Source organism: Gimesia chilikensis (assembly GCF_008329715.1).
Classification (GTDB): domain Bacteria; phylum Planctomycetota; class Planctomycetia; order Planctomycetales; family Planctomycetaceae; genus Gimesia; species Gimesia chilikensis.
Window position 1 is genome coordinate 191,462 of the sequence record NZ_VTSR01000009.1, and the last position, 17,150, is coordinate 208,611.

Annotated in this window: 16 protein-coding genes; 7 read left to right on the top strand and 9 right to left on the bottom strand. The window is 51.3% G+C overall.

The annotated features are described in order from the left end of the window. Positions 1–595: 595 nt before the first annotated feature. Positions 596–1,846 (top strand): GTP cyclohydrolase II, encoded by a 1,251-nt coding sequence (ribA, locus tag FYZ48_RS14040; protein WP_187782025.1) that lies wholly within the window; start codon positions 596–598, stop codon positions 1,844–1,846. Here the strand turns inward: ribA and solA are convergent. Further along, the gene (solA, locus tag FYZ48_RS14045) at positions 1,843–2,985 is read right to left on the bottom strand and encodes an N-methyl-L-tryptophan oxidase (protein WP_149341368.1); all 1,143 of its coding nucleotides are present in this window, start codon (positions 2,983–2,985) and stop codon (positions 1,843–1,845) included. The two genes, ribA and solA, sit on opposite strands and share 4 nt — an antisense overlap. Positions 2,986–3,480: 495 nt before the next feature. Next, entirely contained in the window at positions 3,481–3,756 is a 276-nt protein-coding gene (locus FYZ48_RS14050; protein WP_149341370.1) for a carbon storage regulator, read from the bottom strand. A gap of 475 nt (positions 3,757–4,231) precedes the next feature. Here FYZ48_RS14050 and rpmB point away from each other — a divergent pair, with 475 nt between their 5' ends. The 4 genes from rpmB (at position 4,232) to gatB (ending at position 7,928) form a co-directional block, all read left to right on the top strand. Then, entirely contained in the window at positions 4,232–4,492 is a 261-nt protein-coding gene (rpmB, locus tag FYZ48_RS14055) for a 50S ribosomal protein L28 (RefSeq protein WP_145037375.1), read from the top strand. 28 nt (positions 4,493–4,520) lie between these two features. Beyond that, a complete protein-coding gene (gene gatC / locus FYZ48_RS14060) occupies positions 4,521–4,811 on the top strand; it encodes an Asp-tRNA(Asn)/Glu-tRNA(Gln) amidotransferase subunit GatC (RefSeq protein ID WP_149341372.1) in 291 nt (96 codons plus the stop codon). Positions 4,812–4,913: 102 nt separating this feature from the next. Further along, positions 4,914–6,371 (top strand): Asp-tRNA(Asn)/Glu-tRNA(Gln) amidotransferase subunit GatA, encoded by a 1,458-nt coding sequence (gene gatA, locus FYZ48_RS14065; protein WP_149341374.1) that lies wholly within the window; start codon positions 4,914–4,916, stop codon positions 6,369–6,371. A gap of 78 nt (positions 6,372–6,449) precedes the next feature. Continuing rightward, entirely contained in the window at positions 6,450–7,928 is a 1,479-nt protein-coding gene (gene gatB / locus FYZ48_RS14070) for an Asp-tRNA(Asn)/Glu-tRNA(Gln) amidotransferase subunit GatB (protein WP_149341376.1), read from the top strand. Positions 7,929–8,023: 95 nt separating this feature from the next. On the opposite strand, the gene FYZ48_RS14075 is transcribed toward gatB, so the two are convergent. The 6 genes from FYZ48_RS14075 to FYZ48_RS14100 all read right to left on the bottom strand — a co-directional run bounded on the left by FYZ48_RS14075 (position 8,024) and on the right by FYZ48_RS14100 (position 13,470). Beyond that, complete coding sequence (locus FYZ48_RS14075) at positions 8,024–8,410, bottom strand: metal-sulfur cluster assembly factor (protein ID WP_149341378.1); 387 nt, start codon at positions 8,408–8,410, stop codon at positions 8,024–8,026. A gap of 212 nt (positions 8,411–8,622) precedes the next feature. After that, entirely contained in the window at positions 8,623–8,934 is a 312-nt protein-coding gene (locus FYZ48_RS14080; RefSeq protein WP_149341380.1) for a Rieske (2Fe-2S) protein, read from the bottom strand. A 36-nt stretch (positions 8,935–8,970) separates the two neighbouring features. Then, positions 8,971–10,311 carry a Fe-S cluster assembly protein SufD gene (gene sufD / locus FYZ48_RS14085; protein WP_149341382.1) on the bottom strand — a complete coding sequence of 447 codons (1,341 nt, stop codon included), beginning with the start codon at positions 10,309–10,311 and terminating at the stop codon, positions 8,971–8,973. A gap of 125 nt (positions 10,312–10,436) precedes the next feature. After that, the gene (gene sufB / locus FYZ48_RS14090) at positions 10,437–11,861 is read right to left on the bottom strand and encodes a Fe-S cluster assembly protein SufB (RefSeq protein ID WP_149341384.1); all 1,425 of its coding nucleotides are present in this window, start codon (positions 11,859–11,861) and stop codon (positions 10,437–10,439) included. 106 nt (positions 11,862–11,967) lie between these two features. Next, on the bottom strand, positions 11,968–12,774 hold the full coding sequence (sufC, locus tag FYZ48_RS14095) for a Fe-S cluster assembly ATPase SufC (RefSeq protein WP_149341386.1): 807 nt from the start codon (positions 12,772–12,774) through the stop codon (positions 11,968–11,970). A gap of 72 nt (positions 12,775–12,846) precedes the next feature. Then, a complete protein-coding gene (locus FYZ48_RS14100; RefSeq protein ID WP_149341388.1) occupies positions 12,847–13,470 on the bottom strand; it encodes a helix-turn-helix transcriptional regulator in 624 nt (207 codons plus the stop codon). 524 nt (positions 13,471–13,994) lie between these two features. Here FYZ48_RS14100 and FYZ48_RS14105 point away from each other — a divergent pair. Both FYZ48_RS14105 and FYZ48_RS14110 read left to right on the top strand, forming a co-directional pair. Next, complete coding sequence (locus tag FYZ48_RS14105) at positions 13,995–15,653, top strand: alanine/glycine:cation symporter family protein (RefSeq protein ID WP_149341390.1); 1,659 nt, start codon at positions 13,995–13,997, stop codon at positions 15,651–15,653. A gap of 103 nt (positions 15,654–15,756) precedes the next feature. Continuing rightward, a complete protein-coding gene (locus FYZ48_RS14110) occupies positions 15,757–16,194 on the top strand; it encodes a universal stress protein (protein ID WP_149341393.1) in 438 nt (145 codons plus the stop codon). A 10-nt stretch (positions 16,195–16,204) separates the two neighbouring features. On the opposite strand, the gene FYZ48_RS14115 is transcribed toward FYZ48_RS14110, so the two are convergent. Next, complete coding sequence (locus tag FYZ48_RS14115; RefSeq protein WP_149341395.1) at positions 16,205–16,963, bottom strand: 3-keto-disaccharide hydrolase; 759 nt, start codon at positions 16,961–16,963, stop codon at positions 16,205–16,207. Between the last annotated feature and the right edge of the window lie 187 nt (positions 16,964–17,150).

A 17,150-nucleotide genomic window follows, 5' to 3' on the forward strand; every position in this document is an offset into this window, starting at 1 on the left:
CTGTGTGACTGAGTTGTTCTTTGATGAGGTCTGTCGGCAATCCAGTTTGCGAGATCTCAGGCAGACGCTACTCTCAATTACGATTGATTATGGCAAACGCTTTGGTTGGTTTTGGTCAGGTAAGCTTTTGTAGGTAAGTTCACCAGACAGTCCTCACCATCTGGCTAATCGTTGTGGGCAGGAGCACTCTAATTTCTTAACAGAGTTTTCCTAATACTTCAATGTATCAAAGTTGATTGAATTGTCAACATTTTAAAACCGCTTCTCATATATTTACGAACATATGAACACACTCAAATCTGAAACAAGTCAAACTGAACCCTGACACAACTGGAAGCGTCATGACTGGTATAACCAGTTGAAATCTCCCGGGTGGCAGATCCAGACCAAAGTCTCCCCTCTTTAAAACAGGGGCGAAACTCCCGTTTTCAGTTTGAATCAAAGCGTTCTGACAAAAAGCGGATTTCTATGATTGCCAGTCAAACACTCTTCTATAGAATAAAGCTAGCATAAGATTTAACTGTCGGACCTTTCCGCAGGAGAATTTTTTAAGATTCCATATTTTTTCAATTACCGGCGGCATTGAAGCACTCCCATGTCTGATTCTCCTAAACAAGATTCCCCGCTTCCCAAAATCCAGCATGTCTTCAAGCAGTTGCAGGCAGGCAAACCGGTCATTGTGACGGACTCCAGCGAACGGGAAAACGAAGGAGATTTCATAGTCGCCGCTGAGGCAATTACCCCTCAAATCGTGCAGTTCCTGCTGCGATATGGGAGTGGTGAGCTTTGCGTTTCGCTGCCGGAAGAGGTTGCAAACCGCTTACAGTTAAACCCGATTGTCGGCCCTGAAGAAAACACAGCCCCCAACCAGACCCAGTTTCTGATTCCCATCGACCACAAAGACAGTGGCACCGGGGTCAGTGCCGAGTGCCGTGCCATTACGATCAAGGCACTCAGCGATGAGAACGCCCAGGCCAGCGACTTTGTCCGTCCGGGGCACATTCACCCCCTGCTTGCCAAACAGGGCGGAATTCTTCGTCGAGCCGGTCATACCGAAGCCACCGGTGACCTTTTACAGATGGCAGGCATGAAACCGGTCGGTGTGCTGATTGAAATCCTGAGCCAAAAGGGCTTCGGCATGGCGGATGCTGAGGAACTCAAAGAGATTTCCGAAGAGTTTGACATCCCCATCATTTCTACCGCTGAGGTGATCCGACATCGCTACATCAGCGAAAAGCTGGTCCACCGCGAAGTCGAAGTTCCCATCAATACCAAGAATTACGGTACCGTCCAGGTTATTGGCTACTCGGTCGAGCATGAAGGTCAGCAACCTGTGGCGCTGGTCTGGGGGGACCTCTCATCCGTAGAAGCTCCTTTGGTTCGCATGCATTCTTCCTGCTTTACCGGCGACCTGCTGGATTCGCTCCGGTGTGACTGCGGCGACCAGCTGCACATGGCAATGGACGCAATCTGCCGCGAAAAAACCGGTGCTGTGGTCTATCTCCCACAGGAGGGCCGTGGCATCGGACTTATCCCCAAGCTGAAAGCCTACGTATTGCAGGATGAGGGCTATGACACCGTTGAAGCCAATATCCAGCTCGGCTTCAAGGCGGACAGCCGCGACTTCACCGTGGGTGTGCAGATCCTCAAAGATCTGGGACTGACCAAAGTCCGTCTGCTGACGAATAATCCCAAGAAGACCGATTCCGACGTCTATACCGGATTCAATCTGGAAGTGGTAGAGCAGGTGCCGATTGTAGCGCCACCACACAAAGATCGCGAATTCTACCTGCAGACCAAACGGGATAAGATGGGACACATCCTTCCCGCCAGTCCAGCTGACTAGTTTCCAGCCCCTTGGAATCGATCCGCTCTCAGAAATTCGATCGGGTGACTGGTTCTGCCTTCGGTCACCAGATCGGCCAGGATTTCGCCCATAACCGAGGCGAATTTAAATCCATGCCCTGAGAAACCTGCTGCATATACCAGCCGCTTGTTCCGAGGGTGCTGATCGATAATAAAGTGCCGGTCGGCAGAACGTGTATACATACAGACGGCGTGCCGCTCGGGTTCAGGACTCAGCCCTGACATCACTTCGCCCACAAAACGGCCTATTGAAGTGGAGTCCGACTCTAAAAGCTCTCGATTCACATTAGTCGGATCGGTCACCAGGTCTCCACCGGAATGCTCCGCCAGCTTTACTGTTTTACCATCCAGTGAAGGGAACCCATAAAACTCACCAAAGGGCATCTGGCAGAGGAAACCGCATCCCCCCTGATCCAAATTGTAAACCGGGTTTTGAACCGGATTCCAGAACAGGACCTTGCGGGCAACTTCCAGTGGAAGCTGCAGGTCCTTGAGACATTCACCAGCCCAGGCCCCCGCAGTGACAATCACGCCTTCGGCCACCCAGTGCTGATTCGCAGTCTGAATTTCGATTTCCGCTTCAGTCACAAGTAACGATTCAATTGGCTCGTGCAATACGATCTGCGCACCATGGTTGAGTGCACAATCCATGTGAGTCTGCACACAGTCTTCGACGTGCAGAAAACCCGCCTCGGGTTCAAAGGTAACTTCAAAGCCCTCTGGAAGCTGAAAGCCGGGGAAGCGCCTCCGTGCCTCGGCCGGCTCCAGTGTTTCCACCTGAACGCCGTGTCTCTCTTCCGCGAGATGCACTCCCTTAATGACATCGCCTTCAGGAGGACCGGCGACCATCAACCCACACAGATTCAACAGCGACTTTCCGGATTCCTGCTCGAGATCTTCCCACAGAGAATAAGCCCGCTGCAGCAGGGGGATGTAATCGGGATGCTCGAAATATGCTTTGCGAATGATACGCGTTTCGCCGTGCGAGCTGCCCCGGTCATGAGCGATACCAAACTGCTCAACTCCAAGCACCTTCAAGCCCCGACGCGCTAAATGATACAGGGCACTGCTCCCCATGCCCCCTAAGCCCAGCACCAGATAATCTACGTGAACGGGCATCGCGGAATCCGCCTTTTCTAATGTCAGTTCTGTGGTGAATGAGTTCTACAGCGCATTACAACCCTTCTAATTGATTATGATCACTCGAGATGCCAATCGTCAATCGCGATTGGCAGGGAGCGTCTGCCAGACAGCTGTTCTCTTTTTCCAGCGCGCAAAAAATTACCGGGTGTTCTTCAAATGACAGTCAACCTACCCCACATACACACTGACCATCAGATTGGAACACCCGGTAATTAATGACAACACAGAAAACCATCAGGATTCGATCATTTCCTGCCCACAAAGAGCTGCAGTCAACCGGAATCACTTGTCACTTCACGTTAACAACCCATCCAAGCCACTCCTGTTACTACAGTCCCCTGCTTCGTCGTACATCTCTTCCTCACCGCATCGCTACTACTCGCCAGAGCTGTCTTTACTCCTCGGAACACAACCACCCTGGTAAAAATCCCCCCCTGGGCGACGCCATGTCAGCAGCGATCTGTTCATGGATTAACAAACCAGACGGGCTGCCTCGACGACAGACAGCGTCCCCAGGGTATTGGACTCAGACAGGCCGTCGCTGTCCTGATGCTTTCCCAGGCTTTTGACAACCGGCTTGCTCTCAATCTCCAGTTCCTCGTCAAACAGTTCTGCCCGAACCACACGCATGTCGTCGGGTGCATCGATGCCGATTTTGATGGAACCTTTTCCCGTCCGAATCACTTTCACCAGGATGTCGTCACCAATTCGGATTCCTTCAGCCAACTTCCGTGTCAAAACCAGCATGATCATCACTCCTTACTTATTATTTAAACTGAATCTGGTTGTCATAGTTTGGTTTACCTGAGTCAAAGTCGACCTGTCCACAAGCGACTCATGTCTCATGCCATAAAGACAAATGCGATTCGCGTGCCAATCACAGAGATTCTTTTTTACATTTTCCGTAATACCCTTTCATATTGAGACTTAACACCTTTTCAACTCCTGCCGATCAGGAATACGATGGGGGCGATTTTCAAAAAAACTGTCCCCAATAGTACAATTTTCAATTCTCCAGAATCATTTTGGGGACACATTTTTCAATTTTTCCCGGTGCAGTAAATGATAAGTCAGCAGCATCGGTTGCATTCTCAGACCGGGCAAATATACTATTGGGTTCTTCAAATGGCCGAATCTATTCGTCTGCGGTCGCTTTACGTCAATTGAAATCAGCTCGAGCTGAATAATTTCAGAACCCACTAGATAGACAAAGAGTGTACAAATGGGTCAAAAGTGTGATGCCTGTGGCAAAACTCCCGTAATCGGTAATCGCGTTCGCCAGCGTGGTAAATATAAGTACCTGGGTGGTAACGGTCGTCAGACAACCGGTGTCTCGAAGCGCGTATTCCGTCCGAACCTGCAGAAAATCCGGGTTCAGGTTGGTGGCAGCGTACAGACGCAGCGGGTCTGCACTCAGTGCATCCGCTCTGGCAAAGTGACCAAAGCCGTCGCTCGTAAGCCATTCAGCCTGCCTGCCACCTAACAGGCCCTTCTGCTGAAAGCCACACACGATGAGCACGCAACTCACCCGTGAAGAAGTTGAAAAAGTGGCGAACCTTTCCCGCCTGAAGCTCTCCGAAACAGAGCTGGAGGCCTTGGGAACACAGATGGGGTCCGTCCTGAAATACATCGCCATGCTGGATGAGCTGGATACATCGTCTGTCGAGCCGATGGCGCATGCAATCGAGATCTCCAATGTCTTTCGGGAAGACGAGCTTCGCGAAAGCCTGCCCCGGGAACAGGCGCTGTCCAATGCTCCCCAGACCGATGGAAAGTATTTCCTCGTACCCGCGATCCTGTAATCGGCCGGCGGCTTGAACATTGAGTACATCAAAGCAATCATCTCCAGGCCCGACTTGCTGACAAGTCGGGCCTTTCCAACTTACAGGGAGACCGAACATCCCATGTCAATCACGTCAGCCACTGCCAGCGATCTGCTGGCAAAAATGAACGCGGGAGAACTCACGAGCGAAGCGATCACCGCCGCCTGCCTGGAAGCGATTTCCCAGCGCGATGGTGACATCAATGCATTCCTTTCGATCCAGCAGGAAGCCGCTTTGAATGCAGCTCGTGAAGTGGACCGCAAACGTCAGGCAGGTGAACCGCTGGGAAAACTGGCCGGAATCCCGGTCGCAGTTAAAGACAACATCTGCGCAAAGGGAAGCGCCACAACGTGTGCCAGCCGGATGCTGGAACAGTTTCAGCCACCCTATGATGCACACATCGTCGAGCAACTCAAAGCTGCCGACGCCATACTGATTGGCAAAACCAACCTCGATGAATTCGCCATGGGTTCTTCGACTGAAAACTCCGCTTTCAAAACGACCGCGAACCCCTGGAATACAGCCCACGCTGCCGGCGGATCCAGCGGTGGTTCTGCTGCTGCGGTTGCTGCCGGGTTCAGTCCTCTATCGCTGGGCAGCGACACCGGTGGTTCAATTCGTCAGCCAGCCAGCTTTTGTGGTGTCGTAGGATTGAAGCCAACATATGGCCGCGTCTCCCGTTATGGTCTGGTCGCATTCGCCAGCTCACTCGACCAGATCGGCCCCTTTTCACGAGACGTCACTGACGCTGCTCTGCTGCTGGAAGTGATTGCAGGAAAAGATCAGCGGGATACCACCAGCCTGGACTCCCCCGTCCCCGAGTACACGACAAACCTGGAACAGCCACTGGAAAACCTCAAAGTCGGCTACCTGGAAGATCAGCATGTCGAGGGCCTGAATAAAGAGGTCAAAGCAGCCACTCAGGCGGCCCTTGATGTTTATAAATCTCTGGGTGCGGAACTGATTCCGATTGAACTGCCACACGCGAAATACTGCGTTGCCACCTATTACATTATTGCCCCTTCAGAAGCATCTAGTAACCTCGCCCGATATGACGGGGTGCACTACGGGCGTCGCGCTGACCAGTTTGAAGACATGGTCGACATGTATGCCGCCAGCCGGGGTGAAGCATTTGGTGACGAAGTGAAACGTCGGATCATGCTGGGGACTTATGCCCTGTCATCAGGCTATTACGATGCCTATTACCTCAAGGCACTCAAAGTCAGACGCCTGATCCGCAATGACTTCGAACAGGCATTCCAGAATGTTGACATTATTGCCACACCGGTCACTCCCACTCCCGCCTTCAAGATTGGCGAACTGATCGATGATCCATTGGCGATGTATCTGGCCGACATTTTCACCACCAGTGCCAACCTGTCAGGAGTTCCCGGCATTTCTATTCCCGCAGGCATGAGCCAGGATCAGCTACCGATTGGACTGCAACTGCTCGCACCGCCGCTGGAAGAAGAACGGCTCCTGCGAGCTGCCCGCATGTTCGAACGGGAAACAGACTGGCACGAGCGACGACCAGCCTGATCCTCAACGAATCCTGGCAAACCAGACAATACGAAACTTGAATTTCTCAGACATTGATATAAAGGGTAGCGTGACATCATGGACTATACGGTGATCATCGGTCTTGAAGTCCACGTGCAGTTACAGACCAGAACCAAACTTTTCTGCGGTTGCTCCACTAAGTTCAACCCGGACCAGCCCAACACACAGACCTGCCCTGTCTGCCTGGGATTGCCCGGTGCACTGCCAGTGCTGAACCGTGAAGCGTTTCGCTTAGGCATGAAAACCGGCCTGGCCATCAACTGTGAAATCCCGTCCTTCACCAAATGGGACCGTAAACAGTACTATTATCCAGACCTGCCCAAAGCCTATCAGATCAGCCAGTACGATCTCCCCATGAGCCAGAATGGCTGGCTGGAAATCGAAATCGAGCCGGAAACGCGAGAAACGAAAAAAGTGGGCATCATCCGTGCCCACCTCGAAGAAGATGCCGGAAAAAACAGTCACGACGAATCAGGACGGGGCCAGGACAGTAAAGTCGACCTCAACCGGTGTGGCACTCCCCTGGTGGAGATCGTTTCCGAGCCCGATCTGCGCTCGGCACAGGAAGCACGCAAATACCTGGAAGAACTCAAACTGCTCCTGACATACATTGATGTCTCTGACTGCAATATGCAGGAAGGGAGCCTGCGCTGCGATGCCAACGTGAACCTGCACATCCACCAGGAAAACGGCGATGCGATCGCCACACCGATTGTCGAAATCAAAAACCTCAACAGCTTCCGAGGGGTCGAACAGGCGATTGAGTACGAAGTCAAACGCCAGTGGGAAGAATGGCAGAAAACCGGGCAGAGCATAAAAGACGTTCCCAAAGAAACTCGGGGCTGGGACGCAGACCGAGGGGTCACACTGGGTCAGCGCGGCAAAGAAGAAGCAGCCGACTATCGCTACTTCCCAGATCCCGATCTGGCCCCGGTTACGGTAACCGATGCAGAACGCGAAGAGGTCATGAACGAACTTTGTGAATGCCCCGCGAATCGCAGAAACCGCTTCGAAGCCGACTATGGGCTTTCTACCTACGACGCTGCAGTCATTATCGATCAGGGGATCGCTTTTGCAGACTACTTCGAGACGGTAGCTCAGGGATGCAGCAACGGCAAACAGGCTGCGAACTGGGTCACCCAGGATGTTCAGCGGGAATTAAACGAGCGGAGCTGTCAGATCGCCGACTTCCCCATCCGCCCTGAAGTGCTGGCAGCCTTACTCCAGAAAGTGGAAGCCAGTGAAATCACAATCAAAAGTGCCCGCACTGTATTTCAGGTTCTGCTGGAAGAAGACGCCGCAAGCGTTGAGCGAATTCAGGCTGTGATTGAGGAAAAAGGCCTGGGCCTGGTATCAGACACCGGAGAACTGGAAGCGATCGTCGAGGCAGTTGTTGCGAAAAACGAGAAAGCCGTCGCCGACTTCCAGAGCGGCAAACAGGCTGCGGTTGGGGCACTGATTGGCCAGGTAATGCGGGAAATCAAAGGAGCTGATGCAAAAGTTGTCAGAGAGCTCCTGATCAAGAAAATGAGCTGAGCACAGCTTTTTTCCAAACGAGCGGCGGCATCATTCAGACAGGCAACCGGAATGGCTGGCGAGCATTCAGCCATTCGTCGCATTATACATCGCGTCTAGAAAATCCCCAGTTCATCGCGGGCATCGTCAGTCATCAAGTCAGGAGACCAGGGCGGAGTCATTGTCAGCTGGATGGTTGCTTCATTCACGTCATCCACTCTCTCCAGCGCCATCTTGGCCTGCGTGATAATCTGCGGACCAGCAGGACAGGCAGGACTGGTTAACGTCATAGAAACGGTAACCTTGGACGGATCATCTTCCGACCGAAGAATTTCATAAACGAGTCCCAGATCCACGATATTGATGTTTAACTCGGGATCAATGACCTGTTTCAACGCTTCAACCAGCGCATCATCGCCTCCTACCCCTTTGAAAGCTGAGAATACCGGTAGCTGATTCTCTTCTTTCTTTTCTCCAGTCTCGTCTCTGGATTCATCGGACATGGTTCTGCTTCTCCTCTTGGAAGTGATGACGCCCTGTTTCGATCACTTTTTAAATTTACCTGATACCAAGCAGAACCTTATAAGTTTGCGAAGAAAACTCAGTAATTCTGCTTAATAATATGATTATTAGATTACAGCCTCTCAGAGGCATTAGTTCTTGCTTTAATTGAATACGACCTGAAAAAGCCCGATAAAACACGCACAAGAAGTCATTAGTTAGGTCTAGCAAAGATCTTACGATCTCTGACTTCTAGCTCAAATGTACGAACGGGCTTGGTGGCAGGCATACAGAGTGCTTTGCCGGTCTGCAAATCAAACCGAGCACCATGGCGGGGACAAACGATCGCCCCCTCTTCAATACACCCATCAGTTAATGGCTGACCATCATGAGTACATACATCTTCAATCGCGAAGTAGTGGTCACCCACACGAATCAGTAGCACGGGAGTATCCTCAACGAATACTTCCAGCCGGTCAGCATCCTGAAAATCGTCAATGGATGCGATTTCTTCAAAGTCGAGCATTTGTCTATTACTCTATTGTCTGTATCCAGTGAAAATTTACCGACCAAAACCCAATTTTTTGATAATCGCCTGATTCAGCGTCTCACGGACGGCTTCGACAGGGATTCGATCGAACACGGTCTGGAAAAAACCTTCCACGATCATATGCATGGCCTCATACTCGGACATGCCTCGTGACATACAATAGAAGATCTGCTCTTCATCAACGCGCCCGGCGGTCGCGCCATGTGTACAGCGTACATCGTCTGCCTCGATCTCCAGCCCTGGAATTGCGTCGGCTCGACATGTGGGGGAAAGCATCAGAGAATCGTTACGCTGATAGCCGTTCGTCTGCTGGCCTTCTTTTTCAACACGGATCATCCCTCGCCAGATGGCACGAGCCTGGTCGCGCAGTACCTGCTTATACAGCAGGTCAGAACGGGTCTCGGCTGCATTATGCGACTGTTGCGTGTAGAACGAATGGATCTGATTATCAGTCGAGAAGGTGACGCCATTGACTTCAGCTTCTGAGCCGCGGCCATCCAGGACGACATCCTGATGGATGTGAGCCAGCTTGGCACCGATTCCTCCGACGGTCCACTGCAGGAAGCCGTTATTTTCGACTCGTCCCGCCTGATGGGCAACATGCCACACCTTATGATTCCAATTCTGCAACTGGACGTATCGCAGGCGTGCCTCTTTGGCGAGAATTAGTTCAACGGCCCCCACATGCAGCCCGAGCAGATCATCGCTCACGGAAGCAGTTTCTTCCAACAGAGTTGCGGAAGCCCCCTCTTCCAAAATGACCAGCGTGTGACTCAGGTCAGCTGCCTTGTCAGCCTGGAGTGTGATCAGACTATGAAGTGGAGCGTCCACGATTACATTACGAGGCACATACAGAACGGTACCACCGGTCCAGAATGCGGCGTGCCATGCGGAAAAGCGATCACGCTGACTGTCAACGGCCCGGGTCATAAAGTAGGGCTGAATCAATTCGCCATGTTCGCGAACCACTGTCGCGAGGTCGCCAAAAATCACTCCTTTAGCCGCCAGTTCTTCCGACATTTCGCTGGAGATCAACTGCCCATCTGTGTGCTTCACATGACCAGCAAAATCAGCCTGTCCGGTGAGCAGTGTTTCCGTTTCCGGTGCAACTGACTGTTCAGTCTGTGCAGCACACAACTGAAAGCGGTCCGGACGCAGGGCACGTAAATCGACACGTCGCCACTCTTCCGGATCGAGTTCCGTTTCCAGAAGCTCGCGGTAACGCTGAAATGCCTGACGCCGGGATTCGGTAACCCAGGCTGGCTCGTCACGCGTGGCCAGAAATGCTTCAAATGCTGCTTCACCAAAACCGGCGGGAATTTCAGCAGACGTATTCACGGACGGAGTGCTCATTGTACTCTCTGTTTTACTTTCAATATCGGAATCAGTGCGAGTCAATTCGGCCAGGGGCCATGCTCACTGACAACCAGTTGATGACTTGAATAATGAAACTGAACTCCTGAGTCTTACCTCGGGAATTAACCAATCGAACCTTCCATCTGTAATTCAATCAGTCGGTTCATTTCGACTGCATATTCCATGGGCAATTCTTTAACGAGAGGCTCAATGAATCCAGTGACGATCATGGATGATGCTTCCGCCTCGGTTAAGCCGCGGCTCATGAGGTAGAACAGCTGTTCTTCACCAATCTTGGAAACGCTGGCTTCGTGCTCGATTGCCACGTCATTGTCTTCGATCTCAATGTAGGGGTATGTATCACTACGGCTTTCCGGATCCAGCAGCAGGGCATCGCAGACCACGTTGGATTTACAGCGATCCGCCTTAGGATCAACCTTCACCAGACCACGATAGCTGGAACGGCCGCCATCTTTGGAAATACTCTTGGAAATAATGCGGCTGGACGTATTTGGAGCACAGTGCACCATTTTCGCACCAGCGTCCTGATGCTGCCCCTTGCCGGCGAAGGCGATAGAGAGAGTTTCTCCACGGGCACCTTCCCCCATCAGATAGATGGCGGGATATTTCATGGTCAATTTAGAACCCAGGTTCCCGTCGACCCACTCCATCAGCGAATCTTCATAGGCAAATGCCCGCTTGGTCACCAGGTTATAGACGTTGTTCGACCAGTTCTGAATCGTGGTATAGCGGAAGCGTCCGCCTTTTTTCACGATGATTTCCACAACAGCAGAGTGCAGACTTTCCGAGCTGTAAGTCGGAGCAGTACAGCCTTCGACGTAGTGGCAGGAAGCCCCTTCATCGACGATTACCAGCGTCCGTTCAAACTGCCCCATGTTTTCCGAGTTAATGCGGAAGTAGGCCTGCAGAGGAAATTCGATATGAACTCCGGGTGGCACATACACGAATGAACCACCAGACCAGACAGCCGAATTCAAAGCAGCATACTTATTGTCGTCGGGTGGAATGATGGTGCCGAAATATTCTTTCAACAGCTCAGGATGATCACGCAGTGCCGAATCGGTGTCAGTGAAGATTACGCCCTGCTTCGCCAGGTCTTCCTGGAGACTTCCATATACGACTTCGGATTCGTACTGGGCTTTGACTCCCGAGAGGAATTTCTTTTCTGCTTCGGGAATTCCCAGGCGGTCGTAAGTTTTCCGGATGTCATCAGGTACTTCATCCCAGCTGCGCCCCTGTCCTTCTGAGGCGCGAACGAAATAGTGAATGTCCTGGTAATTCAATTCGGATAAATTTCCACCCCACTCGGGAGTCGGTTTCTGTTCGAAAATCTCAAATGACTTCAAACGAAATTCCCGCATCCAGGCCGGTTCGTTTTTCATCTCAGAAATCTGGGCGACGATTTCCGCATTCAAACCTTTTTTGCCGGTGAATACATATTTGTCGGTGGGATCATGAAACCCGTATTGGTATTCACCAATATCAACGCTTTCATTTTCCGAATTGGTATCCAACCTGGTTGCCATTTCAACATCTCCCACTTTGTATTAACGGATACATCTCTCAATGTTGAGGATGTTTAGTTTTAAACTCGATCGCTTTTTTATCTGCTACTAAAACACTGCCAGTCAACTACACAGGCTCAACGGTTTCAGATACTTCCTCTGCAGCTGCTTCGGGATGACGTTCGCGAATACTCTTATAGCCGTGTTCGTGAAGCTCAGCAGCCAGCCGGGCATCGCCGGTTTCCACAATCCGCCCCGCCAGCATCACATGTGTAAACTGCGGTTCGTTGAATTCCAGAAGCCGCTCATGGTGCGTAATGATCAAGACGCCCATCTCCGGACCGGAGAGTCGACTCAACCCTTCACTCACGACTTTCACCGCATCACTATCGAGACCACTGTCAGTTTCATCCAATACGGCGAACTTGGGCTTGAGTAGAGCCAGTTGCAGAATTTCCATCCGCTTCTTTTCACCACCCGAAAAACCCTCATTCAGGTATCTGCGAGCCATCTCGAGATCCATGCCCAGGTCGTTCATCTGCTCACGCAGTTCCTTACGGAACTCACGCATCGGAATCAGCTTTTCGCCTTCTTTCCGTTCCGGATCCCGAACATTAGACATCGCATGCCGCAGAAAGTCGGCGACTTTGACTCCTGGAATCACGACAGGATACTGAAACGCGAGAAACAGCCCGAGGCGAGCACGTTCATTCGGATCGAGTTCCGAAATATCCGTGCCATCGATTTCGATTTTACCCTGAGTGATTTCATAACTTGGATGGCCAGCCATTGCATAGGCCAGCGTGCTTTTACCGGAACCGTTGGGTCCCATCAAAGCATGAATCTCACCCTGATTGATTTCCAGGTTGACCCCCTTGAGGATCGGTGTGCCACTGACTGAGACATGCAGGTCGGTAATTTTCAACAAACTCATTTTTCGTAATTCATCCTGTCATTCAGAATTCGACTCGAATTCGGAAACCTCATAAAACGGAATTGTGTTCAATTAACTTGTCTGTGCTTCAAATTCACAGCAATGATGCCCGTCCAGACAGCATTCGGAGAGATGCATCTTGGTACCGAGCACGCGTTCGAAGACTCTTTGCTCCAGTTCACAAATCGAAGCGTCTGCACTGGCAATATCGTGGTAGGGACAGTTATGTTCCCGGAGGATTGGTAATGGACCGGTATGATCCAGTTCTACGACAAACCCGCGTTCTTCCAGAGCCTGCTTCAATTGCTCCATCCGCCCCTGCAGGGAAGGTGCATCCACATGTTTTCCATACTGCTGCACCAGTGCTGTCTGAATACGGGAAGCCAGGCGGCAGCGTAATTCTTCATTCTCGATCCCCTTGAGCTCATCCCAGAGGATGTTGGCCAGCTCAGCGTAGTTATCGCCCAACAGCCGCATGCCCAGACTGGTCACGGAATAGGTGTAATGGGGACGTCCTCGTCCCTCTTTCACCTGGGTGCGTGCAATCAGGTCTAATCCCTGTAAACGCACAAGCCGTTGACGGACTGCCGTTGCCGTCACGCCTTCCTGATCACAAATCTCTTGAATAGTGGCAGACTTGAGACGATTAAGCCCCAGCAGAAAGCTACGATCATTTTCATCAATTGAAACGCGCATTGGTCGTGCTCTCTTAAAGTGATAAGGGGTAACAGTTTCGAGAAAACTTATCAGGCTCGCCTACTTCGGATTATGCCGGAGGGTCAGCACCTGTTTAATTCGTTCTTTATAACAGCATCCTAGGCAGATTTATTATTTTTGACAACCAATATTGTCAAAATTGATCAATTGAGATCCAGTTTCAAAATCACCCGGGAATTCGCGCGTTTTTCCAGAATCGTCTTGGAACGTAAATCTATATTTGATAGTATCATACAACAATCAGGGTCGCCTGATTCGGAGTAGCGCTTTTCAGGACCACTCAAACCTGGTCCTATCATCAGACCCACTTTACTACCATCCTGAACTCATTTTCTCAAGAAATGCTGTAACACACCCCAGACTCTGTCGCTGGGAACTGTACCTGGAGACAGACAACGGATGAAATCGGAGTCAACCGCCGACCAATGTTACCTGCAAATGGGAACCGACTGAAAATGAAATACCAAAGGCTACCTGCCCCCGTTATCTTGCGCCCCCTGTTAATGACAGCTTTAATCCTGATCTTCTGTGGAGGGTTAGCCTCCCCAAGCCAGGCACAGGAGGACTCCCCCGCCGAGCAGCCAGCCAAAGCGGAACAGCAAACCGAATCGCTGGAAACCGCTTTGGAAAAAGCTGAAGCCGAGGAAGACAAACCTGCCACAGGTGGGTTTGCTTTGGTTGAACAAAAGGTGGATGAGCTATTCGGAAAGTTCAACGGTATTCTGGCGAAAATCATTTTTTATCCTGTCCCCATCACACCGACGCAAATCGAAAAGGGAACGGGAGTCCCGCTGGCAGTACTCTGGCTGGTGATCGGTGCCACATATTTCACATTACGAATGAACTTCATTAATATCCGCGCATTCAAGCACGCAATCCTGCTGGTCCTGGGGAAATATGATAACCCTGAAGACGAAGGCGAAGTCACTCACTTCCAGGCTTTAACCGCCGCCCTGTCTGCCACCGTGGGCCTGGGAAATATAGCCGGGGTGGCAGTGGCGATCAGTACGGGTGGCCCTGGTGCCATGTTCTGGATGATGCTCGCCGGCCTACTCGGCATGACTTCGAAATTCGCAGAATGTACTCTCGCCCAGATCTATCGACGCATCAATCCTGACGGTCGCGTGATGGGGGGGCCGATGTGCTACCTGTCTACCGGATTAACTCAACAGTTCCCCGGAAATGCCTTTTTAAAAGGCCTCGGAGGTTTCCTGTCCATCCTGTTTGCCGTCATGTGTATCGGCGGCTCACTGGCAGGGGGAAATGCCTTTCAGGTGAAACTATCTCTGGGTGCTGTAGCAGAGACCTTTCCCTTACTCAAAGAAAACAGCTGGGTGTACGGCCTGTTAATGGCGATCTTTGTCGGGATTGTGATTATCGGCGGCATTCGCAGCATTGCCCGAACCACGGAAAAAATCGTCCCTTTCATGTGCGGTATTTATGTGCTGGCTGGAATGGCGATCATTATCCTGAATATCCAGAAAGTTCCGGCGTCGTTTATGGCCATCATCGAAGGTGCCTTTAACCCGGATGCACTGTATGGCGGAATCATGGGCGTGCTGATCATCGGATTCCAGCGTGCGGCTTTCTCCAACGAGGCTGGCGTCGGGTCGGCAGCGATTGCTCACTCAGCCGCCAAAACCGAATATCCCGTCCGCGAGGGAATCGTAGCCTCTCTGGGCCCCTTCATCGACACCATCGTAATCTGCACAATGACCGCACTGGTTATTATCATCACAGGTGCTTATAACGATCCGCAATATGCAGACCTGATCGCGTCCAATGAAGGTGCTGCCCTGACAGCAGAAGCAATGGACTCACAGATCCCGTATTTTAAATATGTGCTCTCTGTCTCAGTGATTCTCTTTGCCTACTCAACAATGATCTCCTGGTCTTACTATGGAGAGCGATGCTGGGCGTTTCTGTTCGGCGACAGCCAGAAAGTATCCATGGCTTATCGAATTCTGTTCCTGGTATTCGTAGTCCTGGGTTCCATTGTCTCCGCGACCAACGTACTTGACTTCGGCGACCTGATGATCCTGGGCATGGCCTTTCCTAACATCCTGGGTGTGCTGCTGCTCTCTAACAGGGTCAAACAGGAACTGGATAAATACTGGAGCCGTTACAAGACTGGGGAATTCGATGAGCAGGCCAGTAATTGACCTGTCGTAAATCTCTAACAGTGCTGTTGCCCCTGACGTCGATTACATATAATTAAAACGGTCGTTTGTCTTCACTCTCTCCCATTCAGGAAAGCATGACATCATGAGCTACTTTCATGGCAAAAAAATTCTGGTTCCCATCGATTTCTCAGAAACCTCTCTGGAAGCCATCAAGAAAGCCATTGAAATTGCAGAAGACCCGGCACTGGTGACCGTCGTGCATGTGATGATCCCGCTGGACCTGGTTTCCCCAGGCGTGCTGTTCGGCGGACTGACCGATGAAAAACGAACTGATCACGTCAACAAACTGGCAAAAAAAGAATTCGCGAAACATCAGATTGAAGGTATCACCTTCGAAACCCTGATCGGAGACCCTGGTATTAAAATCGCTGACTACGCGAAAGAAAAGGGGATGGACCTGATTGTCATCCCCTCACACGGCTATACAGGCATCACCCGACTGGCACTGGGATCTGTAGCTGAGCGAGTCCTGCGACATGCCCCCTGCCCGACACTGGTCCTGAGACAACCAAAGTCCTGAGCTTCGCTTTTCAGGATTCGCCATTTTTCTTTGGCTTGGTGGGAGACTCCGGGGCCGGGGCGGGAGCCAGTTCTTCCACAACCAGATTACGAAAGTGAATTTCGGAACCTTCACTCTGCAGCGCGATGGCCCCTTTGCTGGGGTCGCAACCTGTGACCTCTCCCAGCTTGATGCCGTTGATCATCACCGAAATACTTCCGGAGCGACAGGTCAACACACACTTGTGCCATTTCCCGACAGGCAGATCCAGCGGAGTAGTCGGCGAAAGCTTGTTGGCAGATTTCGCACCACTTCCGGGAGTAGGAAACACGAAACCAGCTTCCGGTCGATGCAACTGTACCTGAAATGCTTTGGGCCAGACCTTATCAGGCTCTGCCGTGAAAAGCAGGATGCCACTATTGGCATTTGGATCACCCGGATACATCCACTCCATGCTGAACTGAAAATTTTCGTATGTCTTCTGGGTGCGAATGTAACCGTAAGGCTTCCCGGTACACGTTAAAACGCTGGGTTGATCCTGCCCGCCACTCACCACTTTCCAGGTCACATTCGGATCAGTTTCCTTCGATTCTTCACTGACGAATTTCCAGTGATCCCAGAAATCACCACCATTGAGCAGTTTCTCAGGTCCAGTCAAAGTCTTGGGAGCGGGTGGTGCCTTTTTCGCTTCAGGTCCAGGAGCCTTTTTCTCGTTTTCAGTCGGTGCTTCAGCCGGTGTAGAAGACTGTGCCCATACTGCTTCAGGGCTGGAGAGAAAACAGAGTGCCATCAAGGTCAACAAGAGTGAGGACCAGCTTCTGATCAAGACACCTGGTCTGGCGCAGACAGTCTCCCGTCTCCACTTCTCCCGAGATCGATGATGGAAATACAACACGCTGATTTTGCCCGACTTGACTGTTAAAAGAACCTGATTATGGAAATGTAGATAAAGAATCAATTATTCTAAGCCCACATTC

Coding starts and splice junctions, on each gene's coding strand:
- gatB (WP_149341376.1), top strand. CDS start 6,450: ATGGACTATACGGTGATCATCGGTCTTGAAGTCCACGTGCAGTTACAG.
- sufD (WP_149341382.1), bottom strand. CDS start 10,311: ATGAGCACTCCGTCCGTGAATACGTCTGCTGAAATTCCCGCCGGTTTT.
- FYZ48_RS14105 (WP_149341390.1), top strand. CDS start 13,995: ATGACAGCTTTAATCCTGATCTTCTGTGGAGGGTTAGCCTCCCCAAGC.
- FYZ48_RS14110 (WP_149341393.1), top strand. CDS start 15,757: ATGAGCTACTTTCATGGCAAAAAAATTCTGGTTCCCATCGATTTCTCA.
- gatA (WP_149341374.1), top strand. CDS start 4,914: ATGTCAATCACGTCAGCCACTGCCAGCGATCTGCTGGCAAAAATGAAC.
- FYZ48_RS14050 (WP_149341370.1), bottom strand. CDS start 3,756: ATGCTGGTTTTGACACGGAAGTTGGCTGAAGGAATCCGAATTGGTGAC.
- FYZ48_RS14080 (WP_149341380.1), bottom strand. CDS start 8,934: ATGCTCGACTTTGAAGAAATCGCATCCATTGACGATTTTCAGGATGCT.
- sufC (WP_149341386.1), bottom strand. CDS start 12,774: ATGAGTTTGTTGAAAATTACCGACCTGCATGTCTCAGTCAGTGGCACA.
- FYZ48_RS14115 (WP_149341395.1), bottom strand. CDS start 16,963: ATGGCACTCTGTTTTCTCTCCAGCCCTGAAGCAGTATGGGCACAGTCT.
- FYZ48_RS14075 (WP_149341378.1), bottom strand. CDS start 8,410: ATGTCCGATGAATCCAGAGACGAGACTGGAGAAAAGAAAGAAGAGAAT.
- gatC (WP_149341372.1), top strand. CDS start 4,521: ATGAGCACGCAACTCACCCGTGAAGAAGTTGAAAAAGTGGCGAACCTT.
- FYZ48_RS14100 (WP_149341388.1), bottom strand. CDS start 13,470: ATGCGCGTTTCAATTGATGAAAATGATCGTAGCTTTCTGCTGGGGCTT.
- sufB (WP_149341384.1), bottom strand. CDS start 11,861: ATGGCAACCAGGTTGGATACCAATTCGGAAAATGAAAGCGTTGATATT.
- rpmB (WP_145037375.1), top strand. CDS start 4,232: ATGGGTCAAAAGTGTGATGCCTGTGGCAAAACTCCCGTAATCGGTAAT.
- solA (WP_149341368.1), bottom strand. CDS start 2,985: ATGCCCGTTCACGTAGATTATCTGGTGCTGGGCTTAGGGGGCATGGGG.
- ribA (WP_187782025.1), top strand. CDS start 596: ATGTCTGATTCTCCTAAACAAGATTCCCCGCTTCCCAAAATCCAGCAT.